Source organism: Kitasatospora sp. NPDC051853 (genome assembly GCF_044452665.1).
Classification (GTDB): domain Bacteria; phylum Actinomycetota; class Actinomycetes; order Streptomycetales; family Streptomycetaceae; genus Kitasatospora.
Genome location: NZ_JBITBY010000005.1, coordinates 180,265 through 206,914 on the forward strand (window position 1 = coordinate 180,265; position 26,650 = coordinate 206,914).

Genomic DNA, 26,650 nt, shown 5'->3' on the forward strand with positions numbered 1-26,650 from the left:
ATCATGAACGAACGTGCGTTGCGGGTGGTACTGGCCGAGGACTCCGTCATCCTGCGGGAGGGGATGGTGGAGCTGCTCCGCGCCCGGGGGTGCGAGGTGCTCGAAGCGGTCGGCACGGTACCGGAGTTGACGGCCGCCGTGGCCGCGCACGACCCGGACGTCTGCGTGCTGGACATCCGGATGCCGCCCACCCACACCGACGAGGGCATCCGGGCGGCCGTGGAACTGCGGGCGGCCAGGCCGGGGCGGCCGGTGCTGCTCTTCTCGCAGCACCTCGAACCCGCCTGGGCCGCACGGCTGTTGGAGAGCGGGGCGGCCGGTGTCGGGTACCTGCTGAAGGAACGGGTGGCCCGCACCGCGGAGTTGGTGGACGCGCTGCACCGGGTGGCGGCGGGCGGCACCGCGCTGGACCCGGAGATCCTCACCGCCGTGCTGCGTGACGGGCGCCGGCGCAGTCCGGTGGCGGACCTCACCCCGCGCGAGCGGGAGGTGCTGGAGCTGATGGCGCAGGGCCGGTCCAACCGGGCGATCGCCGACGCGCTGGTGGTCTCCGAGCGGGCCGTGGAGAAGCACGTCGCGTCGGTCTTCGCCAAGTTCGGCCTGCCGGCCACGGGTTCGGACAACCGCCGGGTCAAGGCCGTCCTCACCTACCTCGCCGAGCTCCCCTGACGGAGGCTCAGAGCGTGGCCGGCAGCTCGGCGGTGACGGTGGTGGGCCCGCCCCGCGGGCTGTCGACGCGCAGGGTGCCGTCCACCGCCGCCAGCCGTTCGCCCAGACCGGCCAGCCCGCCGCCCGCGAGGGCCTGCGCCCCGCCCCGGCCGTTGTCGCGGACGCTCAGCCGCACCTTCCCCGCCCGGGACCGCAGCAGGACCTCGGCCCGGTCCGCCCCGCTGTGCTTGGCGAGGTTGGTGAGGAGCTCGGCGGCGCAGAAGTAGACGGCCCGTTCGACCGCCGGGTCCGGGCGCTCCGGCAGCTCCACCGTGGTGGTGACCGGGACGGGGGCGGCCGCGGTCAGTGCGGGCAGTGCGGCCGCCAAGCCCTGGTCCAGGGCGACGGGGTGGATGCCCCGGGTCAGCCGGCGCAGGCCGGTGACGGCCGAGTCGGTCTGCCGCCTGGCCCGTCCGAGCAGCGCCCGCAACCGCTCCGGATCCACTCCGTCCCGCCCCGCTCCCGCGCCGCTGCCCAGGGCGTCCTCCGCCAGGGAGAGGGTGATGGCGATCGCGACCAGCTCCGCCTGCGTCCCGTCGTGCAGGTCCCGCTCCAGGCGGCGGAGGTCGTCGGCGGCCCCGGCCAGCAGCGCCGACCGTGCCCGCTCCAGCTGCCGCACCCGGTGCTGCGTCCCGGCCGGCCCGAGCAACTGCCGTGCCAGGTAACGGTTCAGCCGGAGCGTCACCCGGAACGCGGCGGGCAGCACGGCCAGTACCCCGAGCCCCAGCAGCAGCCCGGCACCGGTGAGCCACCACTGCGGCCGCTCCCCCGCCGGCAGGGCGAGCGCCACCAGCGGGAAGGCCACCAGCCACGCGCCGCCGAGCGGCAGCGGGACCGCCACGGCGAAGGTCAGCACCCCGACCGGCAGCCGCAGGCCCAGATGGAGCAGACCGCGCCACCCGACCGGATCGGTGAGCCCGGTCCGTACCCGGGCTAGCACTCCCCCGCCACCCGGCAGCGGCGCGGGCGGCTCCACCACCTCCCCCAACAGCCGTGCCACCAGCCACCGTTGCGGCCCACCGAGCGCACGCGCACCGTACAGCCCGGCCGCCACCAGGGGCAGCCCGAGCACGGTGAGCGAGAGCAGGGTGCCCGCGTACAGCACCGCCAGCGCGTACACCCCGCCGAGCAGCGCCACCGGCAGCCCCAGGACCGCGAACACGAACCCGCCCGCCCGCGCCCCCACCACCCTCGACGCTCCTTCCACCCTCGACGCTCCTTCCGCCCCGGACACTCCTGCCACCCCCGATGCCACTCCCGATGCCTCAGCCGATGTCTCAGCCACGCCGACCGCCGACCGCCGCCACCGCCGGACCGGCCGACACCAGCAGGCCGGTCCCCAGGACGCTCGGCAGAGTCAGCACACCGGCCCCGGCCACGATCCACCCGAAGGTCCCCCAGGGCACCGCCGGCACCACCGACCCGGTGAGCGGGAGGCTGAACGCACCGGCCGCCGTGAAGGCCACCACCGCGCCGAGCAGCACTCCGGCCACGGCCGTCAGCAGCGCCTCGGCGCCGAGCATCCGGGCCAGTTGACGGCGGGTCGCCCCGACCAGGACGAGCAGGGCGAACTCGCGGCGGCGGTCGGCGGTGAGGGCCACCAGGGTGTTGACGGTGGCCACGGCCGCGAAGCCGGCCAGCATGGTGAACTCGGCCTGCCGGAGCCAGCTGTCGGTCTCCGAGGTGACGGTCGCGAGTCCGCTGCCCGGTGGCAGGGCGGCGGCGGTCAGCCGCTCCACGGTGGTGGTCATGAGGACCATGGTGCCCGCCAGGCCCGTGAGCAGGGCGATCGGGACCACCGCCGCCGACAGCCGGTGCGCGTAGCCGCGCAGGTTGGCCTCGGCGAGCCAGCCCGCACGGCGGGCCAGCAGCCGGACCGGCAGCCCGGGGAGGGCCGTCACGGGCCCGGCCGCCAGGGGCCCCAGCAGCCCGACCGCGACCAGCAGCACCAGCGCGGCCAGCAGCGCGGCCTGGCCCGACTTGTCCGGCGCCGCGGTGGCCGCGAGCCGGACCAGCGCCGCGCCGCCGGCCAGTGCGGCCAGTCCGGCCACCATCCGCAGCGGGCCGGTCCTGGGCCCCTCGTCACCGCTCTCCGCCAGGGCGGCGGCGGGGGCGATCCGGGAGATCCGCCGTACCGCGACCTCCGTGGCCGCCAGGGAGACCAGCAGGGCCACCGCGAGCGCCACCAGCAGCGGCAGGGGAGTCCCCGGCACCGCCAGACCCGCCGGAGCCATCCCGCGGACCGTCAACTCCGCCAGGAACCAGCGCGCCCCCACCCGCCCGAGCACCCACCCCGCCGGGGTGACCGCGAGCACCACGGCCGCCACCTGCCGCCGGACCAGCCGCCTGGCCTGCCGGGGCGTGGCGGCCACGGTGCGCAGCAGGGCCAGCTCCCGGTACTGCTGACGGACCGTGAACCCGAGCGCGTTGACCACGGTGACGAGCGAGACCAGCACGGCGATCTCGCCGAACGCGCCGGCGATCAGGACCAGCCCCGGCCCGGCCGCCGCCCGCGCCCCGGACGGTGCCGAGGCCTGGGCCGCGATCAGGGAGCCGAACAGGGTGACGGCCGCCTCCGCGAGCAGCAGGGCCGCCGCGAGACCGAGGAAGGAGGCGGGGCGCAGGCGCAGCTGCCCGAGGGCCAGCCGCAGCACGGCGACGGTGTCGGCCACCTCAGCCCCCCGTCCGGGCCAGGCGGTCGGCGACCGCCCCGGCCGAGGGGCGGTCGAGGTCGTCGACGAGCAGGCCGTCGGCCAGCACCACCACCCGGTCCGCGTACCCCGCCGCGACGGGGTCGTGGGTGACCATCACGCACGTCTGCCCCTCCCGGTCGACCCCCTCGCGCAGCAACCCGAGCACCTCGTGGCCGGTGGCCCGGTCCAACGCCCCGGTCGGCTCGTCGGCGAACAGCACCGACGGACGGGCCAGCAACGCCCGGGCGATCGCCACCCGCTGCTGCTGCCCGCCGGACAGCTGCCCCGGCCGGTGCCGCTCCCGCCCGGCCAGCCCGACCCGGGCCAGCACCTCCCGCACGGCCGCCCGCTCCACCCGCCGCCCGGCGAGCCGGCCCGGCAGCTCCACGTTCTGGGCAACCGTCATGGCCGGCATCAGGTTGAACGCCTGGAACACGAACCCGACCTGACTGCGCCGCAGCTCCGCCAACCGCCGCTCGGGCAGCCGCGACACCTCCGTCCCGCCCCACCACACCTCCCCCCTGCTCGGCCGGTCCATCCCCGCCAGACAGTGCAGCAGCGTGGTCTTGCCCGACCCCGAAGGCCCCATGATCGCGGTGAAGGTCCCCCGACGCAGCGTCAGGCTCACCCCGCGCAGCGCGTGGACGGCCCGGCCGCCGCGCCCGTACGAGCGGTGCAGGTCCCGCACGGAGGCGGTGACGAGTGGTTCGTTGCTTTCCATGCCCCCATCCTCGGCACCCCGCCCGCCCGGATCGACCGTGCCCGCCCCCGTCCCCGGGGTTCGGTTTTCCACACCCCGCCGGCCGGGGATGGCGTTCTCCCACTGCCCCGCAGGTTCTGTTCGTTGACGCAACACCTGGAACGACCACGAGGGGGAGAGCATGCGGCGACGTGTGATCCGCGCCGCGGCGGCCGACATGATGACGCCGATGCCCAAGTGCGACCTGCCGCGCGACCAGTGGCCGGGGACGGTCGACATCCGCCAGGGAGGGCAGCTGAGTTCGGGCCGGCGCCTGGTCGCCAAGGACAACCTCTCCACCCTGGCCATGCAGCCCGACGGCAACCTGGTGCTCTCCCTGATCAACGACAAGGGCGGCCCGGGCAAGGGCGGCGCCCTCTGGGCCACCGGCACCTGGAGCCAGTAGCCCCACCCCGAGAGGTACCCCGCCCCCGGGGCGGCACCCCTCACCGCACAGCACCCGGCCGACGAGGTGTCACCCCTCGCCCACGGCCTCCTCGACCAGACGTCGGCACCGACGGCACGACGCAAGGTAGGCGGGTTCGAACAGCATCAGGTAGACGGTGATGTACCGCGCCGCCGTACCGCACAGCGTGCCGCGCGCGCCGAGGGCGTGCATGACCCCGGGCACGCCGTTCACCCCGCAGGCCGCGAACCGGGCAGTCTCCTCCACCACCGACCGTTCACCATCCGCCGCACTGTTCATCCGGCCGAGCCTGCCACATCCGAAGCCGCAGGTCACGGCCGTTCTTCCGCCCCAGTGCAGCGGCCTCCCGCCTCGGCGTTGCCTGCGCCACCCGGCTCAGCCAGGATGGACCTCGATCGGCTTCTCACCGGGACGGCGCGGCGCGAGGACAGCGCTGTAGTGCTTGTCGAAGGTCAGCAGTGCGGGCCGGGTGAGACGCCAGGCCAGTACCGCGTTGACGCAGTCGGCAAGGCCGAGGGCCTGGCCGAGATGACGGCGCATCAGCTGCTCCGCCTCCGCCAGTACCGGGCGGTCGACCGTGGCGATCTGGACCCGCCCCTGGCCGGCGAGTGCACCGATGCGGGTGATGGCGTCGACCGAGGCCTGCTCTCCCAAGCAGGCGTGCAGAAGGTGGTCCAGCTCGGCAAGGACCAACGGTGAAATGATCAAGGCCTTCGGCAGGTTCAGCGTGACCACCCCCGCCTGGTGATGGCTGTCGCGTGCGTTGAAGGCCGCCAGCAGCACACCCGTGTCAGCCACTGCGAACCCCGGCGCCGCCGGTGGGGTGGCGATCACAGGCCGAAGCCCTCGGCCAGGTGGTGGTCGGCTGTGGCGGCCAAGTCCTCAGGCCCGTCGAACAGGGCCCAGTCCGCGAACTCGCTCTCACCGATGCTGGTGGCCGGCAGCTTCAGGGCCCCGGCCACGTACTCCAGCGCGAGCGCCTCCGCCGGCCGTCCGAGAACGGCGGCGAGTTCCCGGAGCGCGGCCGCCTCCGGGCCGGTGACCGTCACCTGAGCGGTGATCGGCCGCACCTGCGGCTCCTCCGCCGGCTGCCCCTGCCCGTCCAATCCGGCTCCCTCGTCTCAGCCCGTCGGTCCCTTCGGTGCAGTGTCGCGCGTCCGAAGCGCTTCCGGAGCCCGCCCCGTCCGGCTTCACCCGGTCGTGTGTCCTGGTGCGCCCGGCGGGACACGGCTCACGCCGGGAGCGGCTCCGGGTCGGCCGCCGGTTCGGCGCGGTCGGGGAGGTGACGGACCGTCGGGACGGCGAGCAGGAGGAGGGCGGAGGCGACGCCGACGGCGCTCATGGCGTAGAGGGTGGGCCGCAGGCCGGCGGCGGCGGCGACCGGGCCGGCCACCACCAGGCCGAGGGGCATCAGGCCGGAGGAGAGCAGGAAGTCGTAGGAGCTGACCCGGGAGAGGGCGTGCTCGGGGATGTGGGTCTGGAGGCTGGTCTCCCAGAGGACGAAGAAGAGCGAGACCGCGACCCCGGTGACGGCCTCCAGGGCGGCGACCACCCACACGGACGGGCCTGCGCCGATGATGACGGCCTGGCAGGAGGCCACCGCCAGCGCGGCGGCGCCGAGGGCCAACGGCCGTGCCGGGCGCAGCCGGTAGGCCAGCAGGTCGCCGGCCACCGCGCCCACCCCGAAGGCGACGGTCACGATCGACCAGCCCTCGGCCCCGTGCCACTCGCGTTCGGAGAGGACCGGCCCGAGGACGAAGATCGAGGGCAGCACCACCACGTGGTAGACACCCATCGCCGCCATCCCGGACCAGACCCAACTCCTGGACCGCACATGGCTCCAGCCCTCCCGCAGCTCCGCCAGGAAGCTCGCCCCGGCGGGGGCGTCGGCGGCCGCTGCCGCCCGTGGGCGCAGCCGGGTGAGGAACGCCGCGCTCACGGCGAAGCTCGCCGCGTCGACGGCCAGCGCGCCCCCGGGCCCGGCCAGCGCCACCAGCCCGCCCGCCAGCGCCGGGCCAACCACCAGACCGGCCGACTGCACCAGCCCGCGCAGTGCGTTGGCCTCGCGCAGCCGCTCCGCCGAGACCACCAGCGGCACCAGCCCGGTGGCGGCCGGCATGAAGAAGGCGTCGGCGGTGCCGAAGACCATCATCAGGCCGATCAGGTAGGGGACTTGGGCCTGACCGGTGAGCAGCAGCAGCGCCACCGCCGCCTGTGTGAGGCACCGCACCACGTCCGAGACCAGCATGATCCGGTGCCGTGGGAAGCGGTCCGCCCACACCCCGCCGGCCAGGGTGAACAGCAGCATCGGCACCAGCCCGGCCGCCGCCACCAACCCGACGTCGGCCATCGACCCGCCGATGGCCAGCACCGCGAACGGCAGCGCCACCATGGTGATCCGGTCCCCCAGGACCGAGAGCGCCTGCCCGGCGAACAGCCGGGCGAACTGCGGTTCCTCGCGGAGCACCGGGGGCAGCAGGGGTTTCACGGCAGGACCAATCGGCAGGAACGGGCACGAGCAGCCCGATGCTAGGGAGCGCACCTCCTCCCTGTCTCCCGAGTTTCCCGAGCTTCCCGAGTTTCCCGCCCGGACGTGCCCGGACCTCCGGCCGGTAGCCTCGCGGGGGTGATCACCGGAGAATCCGTCCTCGCCCGCCTGCACGCCCTCGCCGCCCGGGTCCCCTACGACCCGCGCGTCCTGCCGGGCGGCCGGCTGCCCGTCCCCGCGCCCGCCGACGTGGCCGAACTGGTGGGCCGGGTGGGCGGGTTCACCGTTCCGCCGGTGGAGTTCACCCTCACCGGGCACCCGCGCCAGGGCTCCGACCACGGCCTGCCCGAGCCGCACTGGGTGGTCTCGGACGACGGTGGCGGCGGCCTCACCTGGGTCGACCTCGGGCCGGACGGCGGTTGGGGGCAGGTGCTGATGCAGTACCGCGAGGGCGGCCTCTTCCTCCAGGCCGGCTCGCTCGCCGCCTGGCTGGACCGGCTGCTCACCACCGCCGAGGAGCTCGCCGACGAGTACGGCCCGGACGAGGACCCGCAGGCCTGTGCCGACGACTTCTGGGACGCCCTCCACCCCGGGGGCCCCGACCTCCCGCTGCTCCCCGCCCCGGCCCTGCGCGTCCCCACCGCCGACCCGGTGCTCGCCGAACTGGCCCACCGCGTCCCGGACTCCGCCCTGCTCGCCGACCTCCGCTCCGCCGCGCCCGGTGCCCGGGCCCGCTTCGACCGCCACCTCCCCTGGTACCGCCTGGTCCGTTCCCCCCGTGCCCCGGTCTTCGCCGCCGTCCCCCGCGAGCCGTCCTGACGGCCCGTCGGAGGGCCGGGAAGAGCGTCCGGCGGCTGCGCCCATCGGGCGAGCGGCCCGTGTGGCGGCCTCCGCGCTGCGGGGGCCGCCCACGGACGGCTGCTTACGTGGACGGACGTCCGTGCACCGTTCCGGTGACGGCCCGTCCGGTGAGGAGCTGGTCCGATGGTTCGAAGGTTGGTGGCGGCGGCAGCCGTCTGCTGCGCGTTGACGGGGGTGGTGGTCCAGGCCGTGCCCGGTGCGGCGGCGGCGGGGGCCGGGCCCCTGAAGGTGATCGCCCAGGACCCGGACCCGGCGCCGGCCGGTGAGGTCGCGACCGTCCGCGCGCTGGTGGTCAACGAGGGGTCGGCGCGCAGCGAGGCGTTCACCGTGGTGGTCACCCTCCCGGAGGGTGTCACCCCGGAAGGGCCGTTCTTCCCGGAGAACTGCTCGGCCGAGCGGCAGACGGTCACCTGCCACTACCGCCGGGGCCTCCCCGCCGGGAACACGGCCACCGCCATCGTCCCGGCCCGGCTGGCCGCCGACGCCACCGGCGTCCTGGAGGGCGGCACCGTCACGGTCGGCGAGGACACCGCGCCCGGGGCGCTGGACACGGGTTCCTTCGCCGTCACGGTCTCCGACGAGGTGCTGACCGAGTAGTGCGGACGGGGTGGTGACCCGGTGTCAGCGGTACCGGGAGCACCGCGTCACCACCCCTCGGCCGTCCCCGGCTCAGCGGTACACCCGGACGTAGTCCGCGGCGAAGCTCACCGTGCCGGTGCCCTTCGGGGAGGGGTGGTAGTCGCCGGAGCAGAGGGAGAGGTTGAGGATCAGGTAGGCCGACCACCGGGCGCCGACCCCGGTCTTGTCCGAGAAGACCTTGACGTCGTTGACGTACCAGTCGACCGAGTCGGCGCCGTAGTGGGTGCCGATGGTGGTCCACCCGCCGGGCTTCACGGCGGTGGGGCCGTTCCAGAACTTCTGCGCCGGGTTGACGTGGTTGGTCAGCTCCAGCAGCGAAGGGTTGTCGGGGTGGTACTCGAAGGAGTCGATCTCGTTGCCGCCCTGGTGCCAGGTCCACAGCGCGGGCCAGGCACCCATCTCCTCGGGCATCCGGATGCGGGTCTCGGCGTAGTCGCCGGTCCGCACCATGAACCGCTCGGCGGTGTGTTCGGTGGTGATCAGCCCGGTGTCCCAGGCCTTGCGGCCGTTGGGGAGGGTGAAGCCGCTCGGGCGGGCGGAGAAGACCGCCGCGCCGTCCGTCACGGTGACCTTGTCGGGGTCGATCCGGTCGAGCTTGTCGTCGTCCGGGTTGTAGGTGCCGTAGCGGTAGGCACTGCTGGTCGCCCGGTTCCACTTGAGGGCGGAGATCGGGGCGTCGAACTCGTCCTGCCAGACCAGCTCCTTGCCGGCGACCGGCGGCTCCGGGGTGGGGGTCGACGGCTCCGTGACGGTGAAGGGCCGCTCGGGGAGGTTGTGCCAGGCGCCGGCCTGGTCCTGGTAGTAGCCGAACATCCGGTACGTGCCCGCCGGGAAGGACCGCGTGCCGGTCCGCACCGTGACGTCCTGGGTGCAGACCTGCCGGTCCGTCAGGGCTCCGGGGAAGTCCAGGTTGTGGTCGGCCGCGTCCCGCACCCCGATCCCCACCACCGCGGCCGTGAAGCACTTCGAGGCGTGCAGGGTCAACAGGCCCGCCACCGGGGTGCCGGCGGTCGCGCCGTCCGGGGCCGTCCGGTCCGCCGTCACGACCAGCGGGGCCTCCGCGACCGTGAAGGTCTGCTCCGGCAGGTTCTTCCAGCCGCCGTCCTGCTCCTGGTAGAAGCCGAACATCCGGTACGTGCCCGCCGGGAAGGACCGCGTGCCGGTCTTCACCGTCAGTCCCTGCGGGCAGATCTGCTGGTTCGTCAGGGCTCCGGGGAAGTCCAGGTTGTGGTCGGCCGCGTCCCGTACTCCGATCCCCACCACCGCGGCGGTGAAGCACCTGGTGGCGTGCAGGGTCAGCTGTCCCGCCACCGGGGTGTCCGGCTCCGCGCTCTTCGGGCTCAACCTGTCCACCGTCACGGCCAGTGGGGGCGGGGCCACGGTGAGGGTCTGCTCCGGCAGGTTCTTCCAGGCCCCGCCCTGCTCCTGGTAGAAGCCGAACATCCGGTAGGTGCCGGCCGGGAACGACCGGGCCCCGGTCCCGACCGTCACGGCCTGCGGGCAGATCCGCTGGTTGGTCACGGCCCCGGGGAAGTCCAGGTTGTTGCCCGCCGCGTCCCGGATGCCCACCCCCAGCACCGCCACCGTGAAGCAGGTGGAGGACCTGACCGTCAGCCGGGCCGTGACCGGGGTGTCCGGCAGGGCCGTGCCGGGGGTCAGCGAGTCCTGCGTGACCTGGGGCGAGGGAGCGGCCGCGGCGGCGGGGGCGGCCAGCAGGAGCAGACCGGCAAGGAGCGCACAGGTCCTGACGGCGCGTGGGAACGAACTGAGCACGGCATCTCCGATCGCGCACGGGCACGAGGGACGGGCACGAGGAACGACAACCGGCCGGGGCCGGGACCTGGCTGGACGAATCGAACGCTAGTGATGCCGATCACCCCCCACAACCGCACGGCTCCATCCGGTGACCGCCTCTGACCTGCCGCTGACCTGCCGCGTTCGCCCGCCCCGCCGGCCCCGCTCCGTCGGCCCCGCTCCGCGCACGCCCGTCCGGGGCCCGTGCCGGAGATGCCTACAATCGGCGAATGATCTTCATTGTGGTGAAATTCCCCGTCAAGCCCGAGTACGTCGACGTCTGGCCGGAGAAGGTCGCGGAGTTCACCCGCGCCACCCGCGCCGAGGAGGGCAACCTCTGGTTCGAGTGGTCCCGCAGCCTCGAGGAGCCGGACACCTACGTCCTGGTCGAGGCCTTCGCGGACGGCGCGGCCGAGGCGCACGTGACCTCCGCACACTTCGCCGCCGGGCTGGAGACCATGCGCCCGCTGGTGACCCGCACCCCCGAGATCGTCAGCACCACCATCGAGGGCGCGAACGGCTGGAGCCGGATGGGCGAGCTCCGGATCGACTGACACTCCCTGACACTCCGTCCGTCGGACGGACACGTCCGACCCGGTCCCCGTACGGGCCGGCGGCCCGGCACCCCCGGAGCCGCCGGCCCGCTTCGAAGAAACGGGCGAATTTTCCGTTATCCCCGCTCCGCCACGGGTCTCCCATGTGTCGGCACGCATTACTTCCCCGTCTGCCGACGAGGAGACCCATGTCACGCAAGAGGCAGTCACACCGCCGTAGGAGCCGTCGCGGACTGACGTTCGCCGCCGCGGCCGTCGCGGCGGGACTGATCGCGGGCACCTTCGCCCTCACCACCGGTAGCGAGAACGGTCGCGACCTGCACGTCTCGGCGGACGCGCCGGTGGTCCAGGAGTTGGTCGAACCGACCGCCGCCGCCGCACCGCTGCAGAAGGAGAAGCCCGTCCCGGTCAGCTCGGTGCCCAAGAACGAGCCGGCCAAGGGCCTCGTCTACACCGGTCTGGTCCCGGCCGTGGCCGGCGACCGCTGCGCGGGCGTCTACAAGGCCGGCGAGGGCGAGCACCAGTGCACCCACGGCCCGGACGCCCCGCCGCCCGGCAAGGACGTGCAGAAGGACACCCCGCCGGCCGTCACCGGCACCCAGAAGGCCCCGGACCTGACCGTCACCGGCGGTGAACTCCCCTCCGCCGCCGACCTGTTGGCCGGCGCTCCGCCCGTCATCGACCTGCAGAGCGGCCGTCAGCTGACCGCCGCCGCGGCCGCGCCCGCCGATGCCTCGGGCACTCCGGTGGCCGCCGCGGCCGAGGGCTCCAAGGTGGTCTGCGACGGCGACGGCTCGACCGGCAACCGCGTCCAGGTGCTCTACGTCCACGGGCCCGGCAAGGACCGCTTCGGGCAGTACCTGCCCTCCTTCAAGAAGTGGGCGGCCGACACCGACGTCATCTACAACGCGAGCGCCCAGGAGACCGGCGGCACCCGGCACGTCCGGTACGTCACCGAGTCCGACTGCTCGGCGTCGGTGCTGAACGTCGAACTGTCCGACGCGGCGCTCCAGGAGTTCGGCGCGAGCAACAAGGCGCTCGCCGCACAGGGCTTCAACCGCAAGGACCGCAAGTACATGATCTTCGCGGACGCGAACGTGTACTGCGGCATAGGCACCTTCAACGGCGACGAGCGCCCGGGCCAGGACAACCTCTCCAACTTCGGCCCCTCCTACGGCCGTACGGACAACGGCTGCTGGGGCGGCTCCACCGCCGCGCACGAGCTCGGCCACAACCTCGGCGCCGTCAACAACAGCGCCCCGCACACCAGCAAGGGCGCGCACTGCGTCGACGAGTGGGACATCATGTGCTACTCCGACTCGCCGTACTACCCCAAGATGCAGACCGTCTGCCCGAACCGGGCCTCGGACGACCGCCTCGACTGCAACCACGACGACTACTACAACACCGCGCCGCAGCCGGGCAGTTACCTGGCCACGCACTGGAACGTCGCCGACAACCGCTTCCTCCTGCGCGACGGCGGCGCCACGCCGAACCCGACGCCCAGCCCGACCGCGACCACCGCGAGTCCGACCCCGACCCCGACTCCGAGCCCGACCAAGTCGGCCTCGCCCAGCCCGAGTTCGAGCCGCACCACCAGCCCGAGCCCCACCACCTCCGCGACCCCGACCCCGAGCCCGACCACCGCGAGCCCGACCCCGACCGCCTCCCCCTCCCCGACCGGCACCACCACCGGCCCCCGGGTGACGGTCGGCCAGACCACCGCCGTCTCGGCCGTGCTCAGCTGGCCGGCGGTCGCCGGGGCACGCGGCTACGACGTCCAGGTCGACGGGCGCTCGCTGGCGATCGTCGGCTCCACCGTGGTCCGCCTGGTCGGCCTGCGGCCGGACACCGAGTACAAGGTCGCCGTCGCCGTCCAGGACGCCTCCGGCAAGGTCGGCCGCCCGGGCCAGGCCACCGCGTTCCGCAGCCTCAAGGCGGCCGGCCCCGCCCCGACCACGCCCGGCACCCGCTACCTGGTGACCAACGACCTCACCGGCCAGGCGGCCGACATGTGGGGCGGCTCCACCCGGGACGGCGCCGTGCTGATCGGCTACCAGCGCACCGGCTACAGCAACCAGCAGTGGCTCTTCGACGACGCCGGTGACGGCTACCTGCGGATCCGCTCCGCCAAGTCCGACAAGTGCCTCCAGCTCGGCGGCACCGCCGTCGCCGGGCAGTACGTGGCGCAGCAGCCGTGCTCCGCCGCCGACGCCCAGAAGTGGCGGATCGGCGCGGCCGGCCAGAGCCACCTCCTCACCGCCAAGGGCTCCACCCTGGTCCTCGGCACCAGCAAGCGCTGGTACTACGGCGGTTGGCTGCTGGAGCTCCAGCAGCCCAACGGGCAGGCCTACCAGAACTGGAGCATCCAGGCCGCCGCCTGACGCACCGTCCGGTTCCCCGCCCGTAAGGGCACCCGGGCCGGTGGTGGCACGGGGTCCCGCCCCGTGCCACCACCGGCTCTCCGCCTCCCTCACCCAGGAGTCCCCGTGCGCCTGCGCACCCTCGCCGCCTCCCTCGCCGTCTCCACCGCGCTCGCCCTCGGCACGGCCACCCCCGCCGCCGCCCACGGCGACACCATCGCCTTCGCCGTCACCGCCCTGGTGGACGGCCACCTCACCGTGACGGCCACCTGGCAGAACGACCACGACCCGGTCGACGAGAAGGTCGCCGCCACCGTCAACGCCACCAGCACCGACGGCCGCGCCGTCGGCCCCTGGCCACTGGTCGCCGTCCCCGGCCCGCCCGGCGTCTACACCACCGCCCGCCAACTCCCGCCCGGCTACTGGACGGTGGCGGTGGACTCCGGCTTCCCCGCCCTCGGCCACGGCGAGGCCGAACTCGACGTCACCGCCGTCCCCGGCACCGCCCCCAGCCCCACCGCCACGCCGTCCGTCCCCTCCACCCCCTCCGCCCCGTCCAGCCCGAGCCCGGCCCCGAGCCCGTCGGCCTCACCGACCACCACGACGGCCGAACCGGCTCCCGCCACCGGACACGGGACCCTCGTCACCACCGTCGCCCTCGCCGTCGCCGTGTCGGTGGGCGCCGTGCTGCTGGTCCGCCGCCGTCGCTCCCGCTGACACCCACGGTGCCGTTCAGGGGCGGTCGGCGCCCGGTTCCTGGTGGATGTGGATGTCGCCCTTCATGACGGTGTAGAGAGTGGCGTGCCCGTCGGCCGTGTTGTTCTGGACGGTGGACTCCGGCTCAGGGGCCGCGGCCGGTGCGGAAGTCGTCTCGACGTGGTTGTCGCGGCCGACGACGACGGGGCCGTGCGCGTCGCCGCCGATCCGGACGTCGTACCGGTCACCGGATCCGGTGGCCATGGGCGCTCCTTCCGAGGAGTCCGAGGGGGTGGTCATCAGGCTGCCGACCGTTCCTGCCGGATGGTGGCGAGGAGTTGGTCGACCTCGGCCTGGGTGAGGACCAGGGCCTTGATCTCGATGTCCTCGGCCCGGTCCCAGTAGGAGTTGCTGCCGACGGCGTTCGCCCGGGCCTGGCTCTCCGCGGCAACCTGCTGGTACACGGCGGCAGCGGAGGGGTTGTCGCAGGTGAGGGTACCGGTGATGGTGTTGCCACCGACCGGCAGCGGCTGCGGGCCGCTGGAGCAACTGCCCGCCGCGCGGCCGTCGATGGTGAGCGAACCGACCGTCAGCAGCACGTTGACGTGCGAGAGCCGGCGGACGACGGCGTCGCCCTGGAGGATGTCCGCGCTGACGACCTCCTTGACGTGGCACCCGGAGGCATCGCAGTTCACCGAACTGCCGTCCCCGTGACCAGTGAAGTCGAGGGTTCCGTAGGTCGCCGTCGTGAGGTCCTTGGCGTACTTCTCCAGGCCGTCGTACATCGTGCCGACCTCCGTCGGTGCGACCGTCATCAGGTCGACCGACGATGTCTCCCACAACGGGGAGTGGGCTTCCATGGCGCGGGGCAACTGACCGTCCTCGGGGAAGTGGAAGTTCATCGCGCTCGGCGGCTCCCAGCGCAGGAAGCGGTACGGCGCGTCCCGGGAGACGTAGAGGTAGCCGACGGTGGTGTCCGCGCGCAGGGCCGGGACACCGTTGACGTCGGTGGTCTGCGGGTTCGTCGCGGCCGGCAGACGGGGCTTGTCGGCGAGCGCCTGCGAGAACCGCTTGGCTAGGTCGGCCGGCGTCTCGTACAGCGACATCTCCTGCGTCAGGCGGCTGCTGCCGTCGGGGGTGCTCCGGTCGCCGAGGCCGCTGTAGGTCCACAGGCGCAGGATCAGGTCGGAGGCGTGCCAGCGCGAGTAGTCCTTGCCGCCGATGGTCAGCAGATCCTGCGAGTTCGTGTCGGACTGCATGGTCTTGCCCTCGAGGTGGCTGGTGCCGAACTTCTCGCCGTGCGCGGTCACCGTGACGTCGTTGAGGTACTGCTCGACGTTCCAGTCGCCCTGGTAGCGGACTCCCGGCGCCGTGGACAGCGCCTGCACCGCCTGGTCGAACGGCTCGCGCAGCACCTTCTCCTCGGCGGCCGAACCGCTGTCGCCTCCGGGGCTGACCGACCAGGTGACCCCGATCGCCGCAGCGAGCAGTACAGCCAGGCAGAGCAGCAGTGCCTTGGCGCTCAGCACACCGAGCACCCCGGTCACCCCCGCACCCACCCCCGCGCCCGCGCCCGCGCCGACAGCAGCCGGGGCACCGGCAGCGGCATGGCCAACCGGCGCAGTGGAGGCGGCCGTTCCGGTGTGGCCGGCCGTCGCGTGGCCCGCTTGTGCGGCCCCGTGCTGCGCCGCAGGCGCGGTGGCGTGCGGGACGGTCGCGGCGGGCTGTGCCGGCGCGGGCGAGAGGTTGGCCATGTGCGAGGCGACCGAGTTGGCCTGCGCACCGTGCGCGGCGGCCCCGGGTGTGGCCGCGGCGTGCGCCGCGCCGCCGTGCGCCCCGGCCCCGCTCAGGCCGGCACCCGGCGTGGGGACGGTCGGGATGGCGGGCAGCGGGCCCGCCAGCGAGGGTGCGACGCTCTGGGCGTGCAGGGCGGCCGTCGCGCCGTGCAGGTCGCCGATCGCCTTCCAGAGCATCGCGGCCTCGCCGAGCAGGACGCCCGCCATGACCCGACGGCCCGTCAGCAGACTGCGGATGCCCTCCTCGTGGACGAAGAAGGTCTGCGCCTGCCGGTCGCCGACCCGCTCGGCGGCTCCCCAGCCACGGCCGAGCAGCCGGCCCCACGCCCCGGGGCGCAGCGCGCGGGCCAGCGCCGGCGAGGCGGCCCGGGCCAGGACGACCGCGAGTTCGGACCGGCCGGCCGCCTCGGCGAGCGCGGCGGCCCGGTCCAACGCCTGACTGTGGGCGGCCACTTCGGCAGGAGTGGTGTCCGGTCGGGCCATCCATTCGGTGAGCTGCGAGCAGATCCGTTGGAACGGGAACGGGGTGGTCCGGCCGAGGGCCGCCGCGACGGCTTCCGGCGGACAGCGGTAACCGTCCTGTTCGGCCCGCAACAGGCCGGTCTCGGCCAGCCGCTCGCACACGCCCACGGCGTCGGGCAGCTCGACGATCTCGCCGATCCGGGCCGGTGCGAGTTCCGCGCCGTCCAGGGTGGCCAGCAGGCGCAGCACCTCCGCCGACGGGGCGTCGAGTCCGTCGAGCAGCAGCGGGACGAGCTCCGCGACCTCGCCGGCCAGGGGCAGCCCGCCGCCCGTACCGACCCGGGACCGGGCGAGGACACCGGCCTGCAGCAGGTGCAGCGGTCGCCCCTGGGCGGCCTGCCACAGGCTGGTCGCGGCGGCGAGTTCGTCCTGGGCGAGCGGGCGGCGCAGTTCGTGGACGAGCACCTCCAGCCCGGCCGCCCTGTCCAGCCCGGCGAGTTCGACCAGCGCGCCGTCCTCGCCGAGCAGCGACCGCTGGTGGGAGGCCAGTACGAACGTCGCATCCGGTGCCAGGTCCGCCAGGGCGAGGGCCTGAGTGCGGGTCAGGTTCGCGTTGTCGAGGTACACGGTGACCCGCACCCCGGCCATCAGCCGCCGCAGTTCGGGCTCGGACGGGGCGTATCCGACGGCGTCGTAGCAGGCTTCGAAGATCTCCTGCGCCAGGTCGGCGACCTCGCGGTCGAACGCGTTGAGGTACACCCGCCCGTCGGGGTCGGCGGCCGGCCGGTGCGCGGCGTGGCGCAGCAGCATGCTGGTGCCGGTGCCGGACGGGCCGTACAGCTGCACCAGCCCGCCGTCCCGGATCGCCCGTTCCAGGTCGGCGAGTTCGGTGGCGCGTCCGATCGGCGCCGACTGCCGGCGGGGGAGCAGCGCCACCCGCTCCCGGCGTACCGGGGTCGGGCGGCGGCCGGACACCAGGAGCGTCACCGAGGAGCCGTGCTGGGCGTCCACCACCAGGTTGTGGTCGCCGACCACCACCGGCCCGAGGGCATCGCCGTCGATGCCGAGGCGGTAGTCGTTGCCGCCGCCCGGCCCGGTCGGGCCCGCGCCGCTGCTGGTTGCGTCCGTCGCGGTCCTCACGTCGGACTCGACCGGTTCTTCCATCGCGAAGTCTCTCCCGGCCGTGGCATGCGGCCGTTCTCTGGGGCGGACCACGGCGGGGTGGCCGGCCGGTGCGGAGGTTGGCGGCCCACCGGGCGTGCGTGGACGCACGACAGGCTCCAGGACTGCCCTCTGGCGCCCCGTCGTCGGCCAGGCTAGTGCAGGCGGTACGGCGGGACCCCGTCGAACGACGGTTTCCGCCAGGGCTGTTCACGGCGCCTCCGCGAAGCCGACGAGGCGGAAGCCCTGCCGACGGGAGGTCGGGTGACCGGCCGCTCAGGGGAAGGCGATGGCGTCGAGCAGCGCCATGCTCTCCACCTTGATGCTGCGGTACCCGGTGCTCACGGCCCCGGCTTCGCGCAGTCGGCGCAGCGCCTTGTGCACGGTGGGCTCGGCCGCGCCGGAGAGCGTCGCCAACTCGGGCTGGGTGACCGGCCAGTGGATGACGGCGCCCGCACCGACCGGCTCTCCGTAGCTGACGGCGATCTGGTGGATCACCCGGGCCAGCCGGGTCTCCGTGTCGCAGCCGGTGAAGTCGACCCGGCGGTCATTGGCGACCCGCAGCTTGGTGACGATGGACTCGTTGACGGCCTGCGCGATCCGCGGTTCGCGCCGCAGGCAGTCGAGGAACTCCGCGCGGCTCACCACCCTGGCCGTGACCTGGCCGCAACTGGTGACCGTCGCCGAACGCGGCCGGCCGTCCAAGGCCGCGAACTCGCCCACCAGGTCGCCGCCCATCCGTACGGCCAGCAGTGCGTCCCGGTGGTCGTGGGTGCGCCTGGTCGCCTTGACCACGCCTGCCAGCAGCACCAGCAGGAAGTCCGTCAGGTCCGACTCCCGCAGCAGCACCCGGTCGGCCGGGTACCGCACCTCGGTGCCGAGCGCCAGCAGCCGGTCCCGCTCGGCCGGGGGCAGCCCGCCGAGCAGACTGGCCGACGGCCACGTCCGGGGACGGCCGGACGGGACGTCCTCCTCCCGGTGGCGGTCGCTCGATGCCACTGCTCTCCCTGCCCGCGCTGCTCCGGGCGCGACCTCCCCGTGAGCCGCGCCGGTGAGACCAGTATGCGTCCCGCCCTGTCCCGGTCCAGTCGGAAAACCCGTATTCCGACGGGGTTTTGAGCCCGAGGAGCCGCCACCATGGGAACCTGGGCGGGGCCGGGCGGTCAGGACGGGTGAGGCGCAACGACCGCCCGGGCAAGGTGTGACCAGCCGTCAGGAGGATCAGCATGGAATGGGAGTCGGCGTACCGGGCGGTGCTCGCCGTGGACATCGAACGCTCCGCCGGACGCGGCGACCCGGCGTTGCTGACGATCCGTTCGGCGCTCCGCACGATGCTGCGCGAGTCCGTCGAGCGGAGCCGGATCGACTGGACGGCCTGCCGGATCGACGACCTGGGCGACGGCCTGCGGGTCACCGCCCCGCCCGGGGTGCGGAAAGCGGCACTGATCCACCCCCTGTTCGACGAGCTCGCCGCCCGGCTGCGGGCACACAACCAGCTGGCCGGGCCATTCACCACGATCCGGGTCCGGATGGCCCTGCACGCCGGCGACGTCAGGCTGGGCCCGGCCGGGGAGGTGGCCGGCCGCCCGCTGGAGGTCCTGGCCCGGCTGCTCGACGCGCCCGCGGTCCGCGCCGAACTGGCCGACGCCCCGCCGCGGACCGTCGCGGTACTGGCCCTCTCGGAGCACTTCCACGAGGAGACGGTGCAGGCCGGCCGGCCCGGGATCGTTCCGGAGGACTACCGCCGCGTGGCCGTGCACAACAAGGAGTTCACCTCTTCGGCGTGGCTCCGGTCGGCCGGCGCCCCGGCCACGGACACCACCGGGACCACGGGGGCCCCGGCCGTCACGCCGCCGGCCGGGCCGACGCGGATGAACAACCGGGCGACCGGACACGGCGTCATCTACGCGGTCCAGAACGGCGTCCAGCACATCACCACCACTCGTAGCCCCTGAGGGAGAACCCGCTCGATGGATCAAGAACTCGTCGCGCTCGCGGAGTCCGGCGCCACGGTGGTGGTCGGCGCGATGGCCACCGACCTGTGGCAGTCCGTCAAGGACGGCACGCTCGCGGTCCTCCGCCGCCTGGGCCCCGACCGCCGTCGCACCGTCGCGGAGCAACTCGACCACAACGCCGAACTGGTCCGCGACGCGGAGCACCCCGAGGACGCCCGCCAGGCCCTGTTCGCCTTCTGGGCCCTGGAGTTGGCGGCCCTGCTCAACCAGGATCCCTCCCTCGCCCCGGACCTCGCCCGCCTGATCGCCGACCACCAGGGCGGCCGGCAGCACCTCGCCCACACCCAGCGCAACACCGCCCACGACCACGGCACCGTCTACGCCGTCCAGCACGGCGACCAGCGCGTGGTCCGGGGCCTCGGCCCTGACGGTTGATCCCGCGACTGACCGGGGTGAGCCGGTCGGCCACTGCCTGACACACCGTCTCGGCCGACCGAGGCACCCCCCGACGCCGATGTCGCCGACCGGTCTCACCGAAGTCCGACCGACGCCCCGACCACGCGGCCCGGCCTGGTCCGTCGGAAGATCCGGCGCCACCAGGGCCGTGCTGCCCGGCGAGCCGGGGCTCCGCGGACAACGGGGCCGGTCCGTCCCTCGATCGGGGTGTCCCATTCGATCAGCGCGGCGGGGAACCAGGTCACGGGCTTGGTGTCGCTGCGGGCGTTGGCCCAGGCGGCCACCCGTGCGGCGGCTTCCCGCGTGGGCAGCAGGACACGGTCCTCACTGGTGGCCACCCCGAGCTCGCGCACACCGTCCTCGCGCAGGTCGTTGCACAACCACGTGTGCAGCAGACCGTCGTCGTAGCCGAGCACCTCCCAGCCGAGCTCGCGCCCGCCCTTGGCGCCCTCGCCCACCGGCAGGCCTGCCCGGCGGTCGAGGAGCGCGAGCAGCACCGGCTCGTCCGTTCCGGCCGCGAGGATGTCGGCGGCGAAGCCGTCCACATGCTCGGAGGACACCAGCACGGCGTAGAGACGAGCCCCCACGGGCACCGGGAGGGAGCGGCAGGCCGCCAACGTCTCCGACGCGCCGGCGAACCAGCACCCATCCTCCGGAAACCGGTCGACCAGACAGTCCGACGCCGTGGTCAGCCCCGCCCTGCGGGGCACAGCCGAGCCGTTCAACGACGTCGGCACCGCGACGAAGTAGCCGGCCAGCACCATCTCACCCGGCACACCGCCACCGGCAGGAAGACCCTCGATCATCCCCGCACCGTACCTGACCTGCGACATCAACCTCCGATGGGACGGATCACCGTCCCTGCCGAGTGATCTCGACCGATTGCCAGACCGCTCTGCCCGGCCCACCGTCACTCCCAGGGGTCGACGCCCTGCCGCCAGAAGGCCGCCGCGTCGTACAGGAACCCTGCCTGCGCAGCGTGCCGACCAGGAGGGCCGGCCGTGTGACCAGCCCGGCCCGCACGCGGAAGAATGAGGCAGGTGACCAACACCCAACCGCGCGGCCTGCACTCCCTCATCCCCGTCCGCGCCCGGACCACCCCCGGCGAACAGGCCGCCTCCCAGCTCCGCCACCTGCGTTCGGCGACCGTCCCGGTGCCGGTCCTCGCCGCGGCCGCCGCCCTCATCGCCCCGCAGCTGGAAGACCCGGACCCGGCCACCCGCGACGCCGCCGAAGCCGTGCACGCCCACCTGATCGCCGCCATCGACAACGCCACCCCGAACCGGTAACCGGATGTCCTCCGACAGGCGGTCCTGACCGGTTGCCACGTGTGTGACCGACGACGAACGGACCTACCGGAAGGGCGGCAGCCAAATGCGCATGCCCAACTGCCGGTGGGTCTCGGCGTCTTCCCGGATCGTCCGCCAGTTCCGGTGGGTGAACTGCAGGGATGTCGACTGGCCGGGGTGGCGCTTGCCCAGGGCTGTGCAGATCTCCGCGAGGTCGGGCGGGAACGCCAGAACGCCGGTCACCTCGAAGGCCTCGTAGACGACGAGTGCGTACCAGTCGACACCGGGGATGCTCCGCACGGTGTGCTCATTCGGCCAGCTGCCAAGAGGGTTGGCGAGGTACTTGACCTGGACGAACTCGCCGTCGGCCGATACCAGGTCGTAGTTCGCCTGCACACGCGATTCGGCGAGTCGCCCTCCCCACAGGGCCAGGACCAGATGCTCGGCGACCTCGGCCAGCGGGTCCCTGTTCGACCGGCCGAGCGCCATGATTTCCAGCAGCTCTTGCCGCGCTGTCCGGTAGGACGCCAGAGCGCCCAACAACCCGGATACAGCGGCGCCGTTCGGCTCTGGGCGAGGGTCGCGGTCGGTCACCCGGCCACGATTGCACACCGGGCAGCGACGTAGCCACCGGTATCCGGGGGCGCAACCACCGCAGCGAAGTGCCCGTGCTCCGTCGCCAAGTCGTCGACCTTCGACGAGCCGGGTCAGTCACGGCCCCGCTGATCAGCGGCAGCTCACGGTGCGTCACATAGGGCTCCCACCAGCACTGTTGGCCCGGGCCCCACTCGGTGAATGTTGATCATTTCTTCATAAAAGATCTAGCATGGCACCCCGGCGCCGGACTCACCGGCGTCCGGAAAGGGACCCTCGATGCGCATCCGCAAGCTCCTCGCCGCCGCCACCGTGGCCGGCACCGTCCTGGCCTCCGGCCTGGCGACCACCGGCACGGCCTCGGCCTCCAGCCTGGCCGACTGCCAGGGGGGCCACTACGTCTGCCTGTACTACAACTCGAGCGGCAACGGCTACGGCGCCGTCTTCGTCCAGACCGGCAACATCTCGGACTACGCGAACTACCGCTTCGGCGAGAGCGCCTACGGCACCAACGGCGCCGGCATCTCGGTGAAGAACCACGCCGCCTCGGTGGACAGCTGGTACCCCGGCGCCTTCACCGTCTACTACAACAGCGGCACCCGGAACTGCAGCTACGCCTGCCAGACCATCCCGGACTACAGCTTCCGCGACCTCAACTCGACGATGAAGAACAACAACGCGGCCGGCTTCTTCGGCTGATCCCACCCGCGGTCCCCGGCCCACCCGGCACGCGGGCGGGCCGGGGACCGCGCCCCGCCCCACCCGGAACCGCCCGACCCCGGAAGACCGAACCTGTGCCCAGCCGCCCGCGCCGCTCCGCCGCCCTCCTGCTCGCCCTGCCGCTCCTGCTGCTCCTGCCGGCCGGCTGCGCGGGCACCGACGCGGACCCGTCGCGCGACGCCGCCGCACCGACCCGCACGGCCGTACCGCCCCAGGTGCCCGCCGTTCCCGTCCTCGACTCGGCGAACGACCGGCCGCTGCCCCTGGACGCCTACCTGCTCGCCCCCGCACAGCTGTTGACGGTCCAGCAGGCGCAGGCCAGGCTCACCACGGCCTGCATGACACGCTTCGGCTTCGACTTCGCTCCCCCGCAGCCGAGCCCGCCCCCGCGCGACTCCGATGCCCCGACCACCCGGGTGGACGGCCGGTACGGTCCGCAGAACGCCGCCGCCATGGCGAAGTGGGGCTACCACCCGGAGGGCGGCGACCCCGGGGCGGGTGCCCAGCCGCCCCGGCTGGAGCTGAGCCCGGAGATGACGACCGCGCTGCGGGGCGCCTCCGACCCCAGGCAGAAGTACGGCCCGGGCGGGCAGTCGGTCAACGGCCGGACGGTGCCGGACCGCGGCTGCGTCGGGGAGGCCGTGCGGACGCTGACCGGCTCCGCGGACGGCCGGATCGGTGACGCGCAGCTCGCCGAGGACCTCAAGTTCCGTACCCTGGTGGACTCCCAGAAGGACGCCCGGACAGCGGCGGTGTTCGCCCGGTGGTCGGAGTGCATGAAGGAGAGCGGCTTCGACTACCCGGATCCGGTGGCCGCGCTCGGTGACAAGGCCTGGCAGGACGGCCCGACGCCCTCGCCGCGCGAGCTCCGGGTGGCGACGGCCGATGCGGCCTGCCGGCACCGGACCAACCTGGTCGGCGTCTGGTACTCCGTCGACTCCGCCTACCAGGAGCGGGCGATCGCCGAGAACGCGGCCGCCATGGCGCAGATCAGGACCGCCCTGCACGCCCAGGTGGACGCGGCGACCGCGGCCCTCAAGGGCTGAAGGAACCAGAACGGCCGGAAGGGCCGGAAGGGCCGGAAGGGCTGAGGGTCCGTCAGGACCGCTGCGGTGGCGGGCAGGTGCTCTCCCGCACGATCAGCTCCGGCCGCAGCAGGTGCAGCGAGTTGACCACCGGCCCGGACCTGGCGACGGCGCGCAGCAGCAGGTCGACCGCCTGCCGGGCCATCTCCCGCATGGGCAGCGCCACGCTGGTGAGCGGCGGCCGGGTGAGCCGCACCTCGGGGTTGTCGTCGTGGCCGATCACGGAGAGGTCCTCGGGGACCCGCCGTCCGGAGGCCTTGGCCGCGTCGAGGGCGCCGAGCGCGAGCACGTCGTGGGTGGCGAAGACGGCGGTCAGGCCGGGGTCGGCCGCGAAGGCGGCGCGGGCCGCCTCGACGCCGCCGGCCACGGTCGGTTCGGCGGCCCGGTGGACGAGGTGGTCGGGGACGGTGAGGCCGTCGGCGGCGAAGGCGCGGCGGAAGCCGGCCAGCCGGGAGCCGTGGTCGGGGCTCTCCAGGACGGCGACCCGTTCGTGGCCGAGTTCGCGCAGGTGGCGCCCGGCGAGGTAGCCGGCGTGCTCGTAGTCGACGGTGACCACCGGGAAGTCGTCGGGCACCGCCGTCTCCCAGGCGCAGAGCGCGACCGGGAAGCGGGCCTCGGCGAGCAGCGGCAGATGGGCCATCAGGTCGCGGTCCCCGGCGATCAGCAGGGCGTCCACCGAGCGGCTGGTGAGGCTGGCCAGGTGGCGGCGGGCGCGCTCGCCGTCCAGGCGGGTGGTGGCGAGCAGCAGGTGGTAGCCGTGCTCCTCGACCACGTCCTCCACGGCCTCGACCATCTCGGCGTAGAAGGCGCCGGCCACGGTGGGGACGAGCAGGCCGACGGTCCTGGTGCTGCCGGTGGCGAGTGACCGGGCCACCAGATTGGGGGTGTAGCCGAGCGCGTCGATCGCGGCGCGTACCCGGGCGGCGGTCTCGGGGCGGACCGGGACGCGTCCGCTGATGACGTTCGACACCGTCTGCTTGGTGACGCCCGCGCGGTCGGCCACGTCCTGCATCGTCGCCACGTGGGCTCCCTGAATTTTACCGGTCAAGCGTGTGGCGTCGACGTTACGGCCACCGCAACCCCGGGTCAAGACCGCGCACGCCCTCCCCGGAGTTGCCCCCTCTGCCCGGTTTCGGCAATTTCTGCAGGAGCTCTTGTTTTACCGGTCAAAATGGTCTTACGGTCCTCGCAATCTCCTCGTCGTGCCCCGAGAGGACGGACCCCCACCGTGCCCACCAGCTCCCTGCGCACCGCTCCCCTGCCGATCGAGGGGGCGGCCGATCCGACCGCCTCCCTGCCGATCCTGCACGGCGTCCCCACCGCCGCCGTCACCGCCGCCGCCGTCACCGCGCACGGCGACGGGCTGGACGAGGAGCTGCGCCGGGGCCTGCGCTACGGCAGGCCGGCCACGCTGCTCCCCTACACCCGCCAGGACCGCTACGACCGCCGCCGCTCCCCGCGCGAACTGCCCTCCGTGGTCCTGGAGAACGAGCTGCTGACCGCCACCTTCCTCCCCGGGTACGGCGGCCGCCTCTGGTCCCTGGTCCACCGCCCCACCGGCCGCGAACTGCTGCACCGCAACCCGGTGCTCCAGCCCGCCAACCTGGCGCTGCGCGACGCCTGGCTGGCCGGCGGCGTGGAGTGGAACCTCGGCACCACCGGCCACTGGCCGCTGACCTGCGAGCCGCTGCACGCCGCCCGGGTCACCGCGCCGGACGGCACACCGGTGCTGCGGATGTTCGCCTTCGAGCGGCTGCGCCGCCTGGTGCTGCGGATCGACGCCTGGCTGCCCGCCTCCTCCCCCGCGCTGTACGTCCACGTGGAGGTCCACAACCCCTCCGGCCGGGAGGCGCCGGTCTACTGGTGGTCCAACACCGCCGTACCGCAGACCCCGGACACCCGGGTGGTGGCCCCGGCCGACCACGCCTTCCACTTCGACTACCGCAGCGACCTGCGCCGCCTCGCCTTCCCGCACCGCGAGGGCGCCGACCACAGCTACCCGGGCCGGGCCGCCCACGCCGCCGACCACTTCCTCGACCTGCCGCCGGACGAGCGCCGCTGGATCGCCGCGCTGGACGCCGACGGCGCGGGCCTGGTCCAGACGTCCACCGCCCGGCTGCGCGGCCGCAAGGTGTTCTGCTGGGGCACCTCCCCCGGCGGGCGGCACTGGCAGGAGTGGCTCTCCGGCCCCGACCGCCCCTACCTGGAGATCCAGGCCGGCCTGGCCCGCACCCAGCTGGAGCACCTGCCGATGCCCGCCGGTGCGACCTGGTCCTGGACCGAGGCCTACGGCCTGCTCCAGGTCGATCCCCGAGCGGTGCACGGCAGTTGGCAGCAGGCCCGGAAGGCCGCCGCCGAGGCGCTCGACCTCCTCCTGCCGCCCGCCGAGCTGGACCGCGCCCAGGCCGCCGCCACCGCCTTCGGCGAGCCGGAGGAGATGCTGACGGAGGGTCAGGGCTGGGCCGCCCTGGAGATCGAGGCCGGCCGCCTGCCCGCCTCCGCCCTGCTGCCCTTCGGCCACCCCGGGCCCGAACAGCGGCCCTGGCAGGGGCTGTTGGCCACCGGCGCGCTGCCCGTCAGCGACCCGCCCGCCACCCCGGTCACCGGCGAGCGGTGGCGCGCACTGCTGGAGGAGAGCACCGGCCGGGGCGCCGCGGACTGGCACTCCCTCTACCACCTCGGCCTGGTCCGGCTGGCCGACGGCGAACCGGGGCCGGCCCGCGAGGCCTGGCTGCGCTCCCTCGCCGACCGCCGCACCCCGTGGGTGCTGCGAGCCCTGGCCCACCTGGCCGAGGACCCGCAGACCGCCGCCGACCTCCTCGCCGAGGCCCACGAACTCCGGCCGGACCTAATGGAGTTGGGCATCGAGACGCTGGACGCCCTGCTCCGTGCCGACCGGCCGGCCGCCGCCCTGACCCTGATCGGGGCGCTTCCCCACCCCGTCCGCGACCACGGCCGCATCCGGCTGGCCGAGGCCACCGCCGCGTTCACCCTCGGCGACCACGAGCTGGTCCGGCGGCTGCTGGCCGAGGGCATCCGGGTGGACAACATGCGCGAGGGAGAGGTGTCCCTGGACGCCCTCTGGCGCGCCGTCCACCCGGACCGGCCCGTCCCGCCGGACTACGACTTCCGCATGTCGGAAGACTGAACCTCCTTCCCCCGCAGTTCAC

The 26,650-nt window shown here is 74.0% G+C and carries 27 protein-coding genes; 13 read left to right on the forward strand and 14 right to left on the reverse strand.

What is annotated here, in order from left to right; genetic code table 11:
- Positions 1 to 3 precede the first annotated feature (3 nt).
- Positions 4 to 669, forward strand: coding sequence for a LuxR C-terminal-related transcriptional regulator (locus ACIA8O_RS16170; protein ID WP_396294450.1), 666 nt, complete (start codon positions 4 to 6; stop codon positions 667 to 669).
- A 7-nt stretch (positions 670 to 676) separates the two neighbouring features.
- On the opposite strand, the gene ACIA8O_RS16175 is transcribed toward ACIA8O_RS16170, so the two are convergent.
- The 3 genes from ACIA8O_RS16175 to ACIA8O_RS16185 form a co-directional block, all read right to left on the reverse strand.
- The gene (locus ACIA8O_RS16175; protein WP_396294451.1) at positions 677 to 1,915 is read right to left on the reverse strand and encodes a sensor histidine kinase; all 1,239 of its coding nucleotides are present in this window, start codon (positions 1,913 to 1,915) and stop codon (positions 677 to 679) included.
- Positions 1,916 to 1,985: 70 nt separating this feature from the next.
- Positions 1,986 to 3,380, reverse strand: a complete 1,395-nt coding sequence (locus ACIA8O_RS16180; protein WP_396294452.1) for an FtsX-like permease family protein — start codon at positions 3,378 to 3,380, stop codon at positions 1,986 to 1,988.
- 1 nt (position 3,381) lies between these two features.
- Entirely contained in the window at positions 3,382 to 4,122 is a 741-nt protein-coding gene (locus ACIA8O_RS16185; protein ID WP_396294453.1) for an ABC transporter ATP-binding protein, read from the reverse strand.
- 160 nt (positions 4,123 to 4,282) lie between these two features.
- Here ACIA8O_RS16185 and ACIA8O_RS16190 point away from each other — a divergent pair, with 160 nt between their 5' ends.
- Positions 4,283 to 4,546, forward strand: a complete 264-nt coding sequence (locus ACIA8O_RS16190; RefSeq protein WP_396294454.1) for a hypothetical protein — start codon at positions 4,283 to 4,285, stop codon at positions 4,544 to 4,546.
- Between the two features lie 69 nt (positions 4,547 to 4,615).
- On the opposite strand, the gene ACIA8O_RS16195 is transcribed toward ACIA8O_RS16190, so the two are convergent.
- The 4 genes from ACIA8O_RS16195 to ACIA8O_RS16210 form a co-directional block, all read right to left on the reverse strand.
- Entirely contained in the window at positions 4,616 to 4,846 is a 231-nt protein-coding gene (locus ACIA8O_RS16195) for a hypothetical protein (protein ID WP_396294455.1), read from the reverse strand.
- A gap of 96 nt (positions 4,847 to 4,942) precedes the next feature.
- Entirely contained in the window at positions 4,943 to 5,401 is a 459-nt protein-coding gene (locus ACIA8O_RS16200; protein WP_396294456.1) for a type II toxin-antitoxin system VapC family toxin, read from the reverse strand.
- Positions 5,398 to 5,637 carry a hypothetical protein gene (locus ACIA8O_RS16205; RefSeq protein WP_396294457.1) on the reverse strand — a complete coding sequence of 80 codons (240 nt, stop codon included), beginning with the start codon at positions 5,635 to 5,637 and terminating at the stop codon, positions 5,398 to 5,400. Before ACIA8O_RS16205 ends, ACIA8O_RS16200 begins: the two co-directional genes overlap by 4 nt.
- A gap of 161 nt (positions 5,638 to 5,798) precedes the next feature.
- Complete coding sequence (locus ACIA8O_RS16210) at positions 5,799 to 7,055, reverse strand: MFS transporter (protein WP_396294458.1); 1,257 nt, start codon at positions 7,053 to 7,055, stop codon at positions 5,799 to 5,801.
- 138 nt (positions 7,056 to 7,193) lie between these two features.
- On the opposite strand from ACIA8O_RS16210, the gene ACIA8O_RS16215 reads away from it, so the two are divergent.
- Both ACIA8O_RS16215 and ACIA8O_RS16220 read left to right on the forward strand, forming a co-directional pair.
- Positions 7,194 to 7,874 carry a hypothetical protein gene (locus tag ACIA8O_RS16215; RefSeq protein WP_396294459.1) on the forward strand — a complete coding sequence of 227 codons (681 nt, stop codon included), beginning with the start codon at positions 7,194 to 7,196 and terminating at the stop codon, positions 7,872 to 7,874.
- Between the two features lie 165 nt (positions 7,875 to 8,039).
- Positions 8,040 to 8,513, forward strand: a complete 474-nt coding sequence (locus ACIA8O_RS16220; protein WP_396294460.1) for a hypothetical protein — start codon at positions 8,040 to 8,042, stop codon at positions 8,511 to 8,513.
- 72 nt (positions 8,514 to 8,585) lie between these two features.
- On the opposite strand, the gene ACIA8O_RS16225 is transcribed toward ACIA8O_RS16220, so the two are convergent.
- The gene (locus ACIA8O_RS16225; protein ID WP_396294461.1) at positions 8,586 to 10,328 is read right to left on the reverse strand and encodes a hypothetical protein; all 1,743 of its coding nucleotides are present in this window, start codon (positions 10,326 to 10,328) and stop codon (positions 8,586 to 8,588) included.
- 251 nt (positions 10,329 to 10,579) lie between these two features.
- On the opposite strand from ACIA8O_RS16225, the gene ACIA8O_RS16230 reads away from it, so the two are divergent.
- The 3 genes from ACIA8O_RS16230 to ACIA8O_RS16240 all read left to right on the forward strand — a co-directional run bounded on the left by ACIA8O_RS16230 (position 10,580) and on the right by ACIA8O_RS16240 (position 13,983).
- Complete coding sequence (locus ACIA8O_RS16230; RefSeq protein WP_396294462.1) at positions 10,580 to 10,903, forward strand: putative quinol monooxygenase; 324 nt, start codon at positions 10,580 to 10,582, stop codon at positions 10,901 to 10,903.
- 188 nt (positions 10,904 to 11,091) lie between these two features.
- The gene (locus ACIA8O_RS16235; RefSeq protein WP_396294463.1) at positions 11,092 to 13,287 is read left to right on the forward strand and encodes an RICIN domain-containing protein; all 2,196 of its coding nucleotides are present in this window, start codon (positions 11,092 to 11,094) and stop codon (positions 13,285 to 13,287) included.
- 105 nt (positions 13,288 to 13,392) lie between these two features.
- Positions 13,393 to 13,983 (forward strand): hypothetical protein, encoded by a 591-nt coding sequence (locus ACIA8O_RS16240; RefSeq protein WP_396294464.1) that lies wholly within the window; start codon positions 13,393 to 13,395, stop codon positions 13,981 to 13,983.
- 15 nt (positions 13,984 to 13,998) lie between these two features.
- Here ACIA8O_RS16240 and ACIA8O_RS16245 read toward each other — a convergent pair whose 3' ends face one another.
- From ACIA8O_RS16245 to ACIA8O_RS16255, 3 genes are all read right to left on the reverse strand, one after another.
- On the reverse strand, positions 13,999 to 14,226 hold the full coding sequence (locus ACIA8O_RS16245; protein WP_396294465.1) for a hypothetical protein: 228 nt from the start codon (positions 14,224 to 14,226) through the stop codon (positions 13,999 to 14,001).
- Positions 14,227 to 14,261: 35 nt separating this feature from the next.
- Complete coding sequence (locus ACIA8O_RS16250) at positions 14,262 to 17,384, reverse strand: hypothetical protein (RefSeq protein WP_396294466.1); 3,123 nt, start codon at positions 17,382 to 17,384, stop codon at positions 14,262 to 14,264.
- A gap of 273 nt (positions 17,385 to 17,657) precedes the next feature.
- On the reverse strand, positions 17,658 to 18,380 hold the full coding sequence (locus ACIA8O_RS16255) for a Crp/Fnr family transcriptional regulator (RefSeq protein ID WP_396294467.1): 723 nt from the start codon (positions 18,378 to 18,380) through the stop codon (positions 17,658 to 17,660).
- 227 nt (positions 18,381 to 18,607) lie between these two features.
- Here ACIA8O_RS16255 and ACIA8O_RS16260 point away from each other — a divergent pair, with 227 nt between their 5' ends.
- Both ACIA8O_RS16260 and ACIA8O_RS16265 read left to right on the forward strand, forming a co-directional pair.
- On the forward strand, positions 18,608 to 19,336 hold the full coding sequence (locus ACIA8O_RS16260) for a hypothetical protein (protein WP_396294468.1): 729 nt from the start codon (positions 18,608 to 18,610) through the stop codon (positions 19,334 to 19,336).
- A 15-nt stretch (positions 19,337 to 19,351) separates the two neighbouring features.
- On the forward strand, positions 19,352 to 19,771 hold the full coding sequence (locus tag ACIA8O_RS16265; protein WP_396294469.1) for a hypothetical protein: 420 nt from the start codon (positions 19,352 to 19,354) through the stop codon (positions 19,769 to 19,771).
- A gap of 95 nt (positions 19,772 to 19,866) precedes the next feature.
- On the opposite strand, the gene ACIA8O_RS16270 is transcribed toward ACIA8O_RS16265, so the two are convergent.
- Positions 19,867 to 20,352 (reverse strand): hypothetical protein, encoded by a 486-nt coding sequence (locus tag ACIA8O_RS16270; protein ID WP_396294470.1) that lies wholly within the window; start codon positions 20,350 to 20,352, stop codon positions 19,867 to 19,869.
- Between the two features lie 480 nt (positions 20,353 to 20,832).
- Between ACIA8O_RS16270 and ACIA8O_RS16275 the strand changes: the two genes are divergently transcribed.
- Positions 20,833 to 21,081, forward strand: a complete 249-nt coding sequence (locus ACIA8O_RS16275) for a hypothetical protein (protein WP_396294471.1) — start codon at positions 20,833 to 20,835, stop codon at positions 21,079 to 21,081.
- Between the two features lie 63 nt (positions 21,082 to 21,144).
- Here ACIA8O_RS16275 and ACIA8O_RS16280 read toward each other — a convergent pair whose 3' ends face one another.
- Positions 21,145 to 21,675, reverse strand: coding sequence for a hypothetical protein (locus tag ACIA8O_RS16280; protein WP_396294472.1), 531 nt, complete (start codon positions 21,673 to 21,675; stop codon positions 21,145 to 21,147).
- A gap of 279 nt (positions 21,676 to 21,954) precedes the next feature.
- On the opposite strand from ACIA8O_RS16280, the gene ACIA8O_RS16285 reads away from it, so the two are divergent.
- The gene (locus ACIA8O_RS16285) at positions 21,955 to 22,374 is read left to right on the forward strand and encodes a hypothetical protein (protein WP_396294473.1); all 420 of its coding nucleotides are present in this window, start codon (positions 21,955 to 21,957) and stop codon (positions 22,372 to 22,374) included.
- 95 nt (positions 22,375 to 22,469) lie between these two features.
- Positions 22,470 to 23,441: a hypothetical protein gene (locus tag ACIA8O_RS16290; protein ID WP_396294474.1), complete on the forward strand. Its 972-nt coding sequence runs from the start codon at positions 22,470 to 22,472 to the stop codon at positions 23,439 to 23,441.
- 52 nt (positions 23,442 to 23,493) lie between these two features.
- On the opposite strand, the gene ACIA8O_RS16295 is transcribed toward ACIA8O_RS16290, so the two are convergent.
- On the reverse strand, positions 23,494 to 24,492 hold the full coding sequence (locus tag ACIA8O_RS16295) for a LacI family DNA-binding transcriptional regulator (RefSeq protein WP_396294823.1): 999 nt from the start codon (positions 24,490 to 24,492) through the stop codon (positions 23,494 to 23,496).
- 216 nt (positions 24,493 to 24,708) lie between these two features.
- Between ACIA8O_RS16295 and ACIA8O_RS16300 the strand changes: the two genes are divergently transcribed.
- Complete coding sequence (locus ACIA8O_RS16300) at positions 24,709 to 26,628, forward strand: DUF5107 domain-containing protein (protein ID WP_396294475.1); 1,920 nt, start codon at positions 24,709 to 24,711, stop codon at positions 26,626 to 26,628.
- The last annotated feature ends 22 nt before the right edge of the window (positions 26,629 to 26,650 follow it).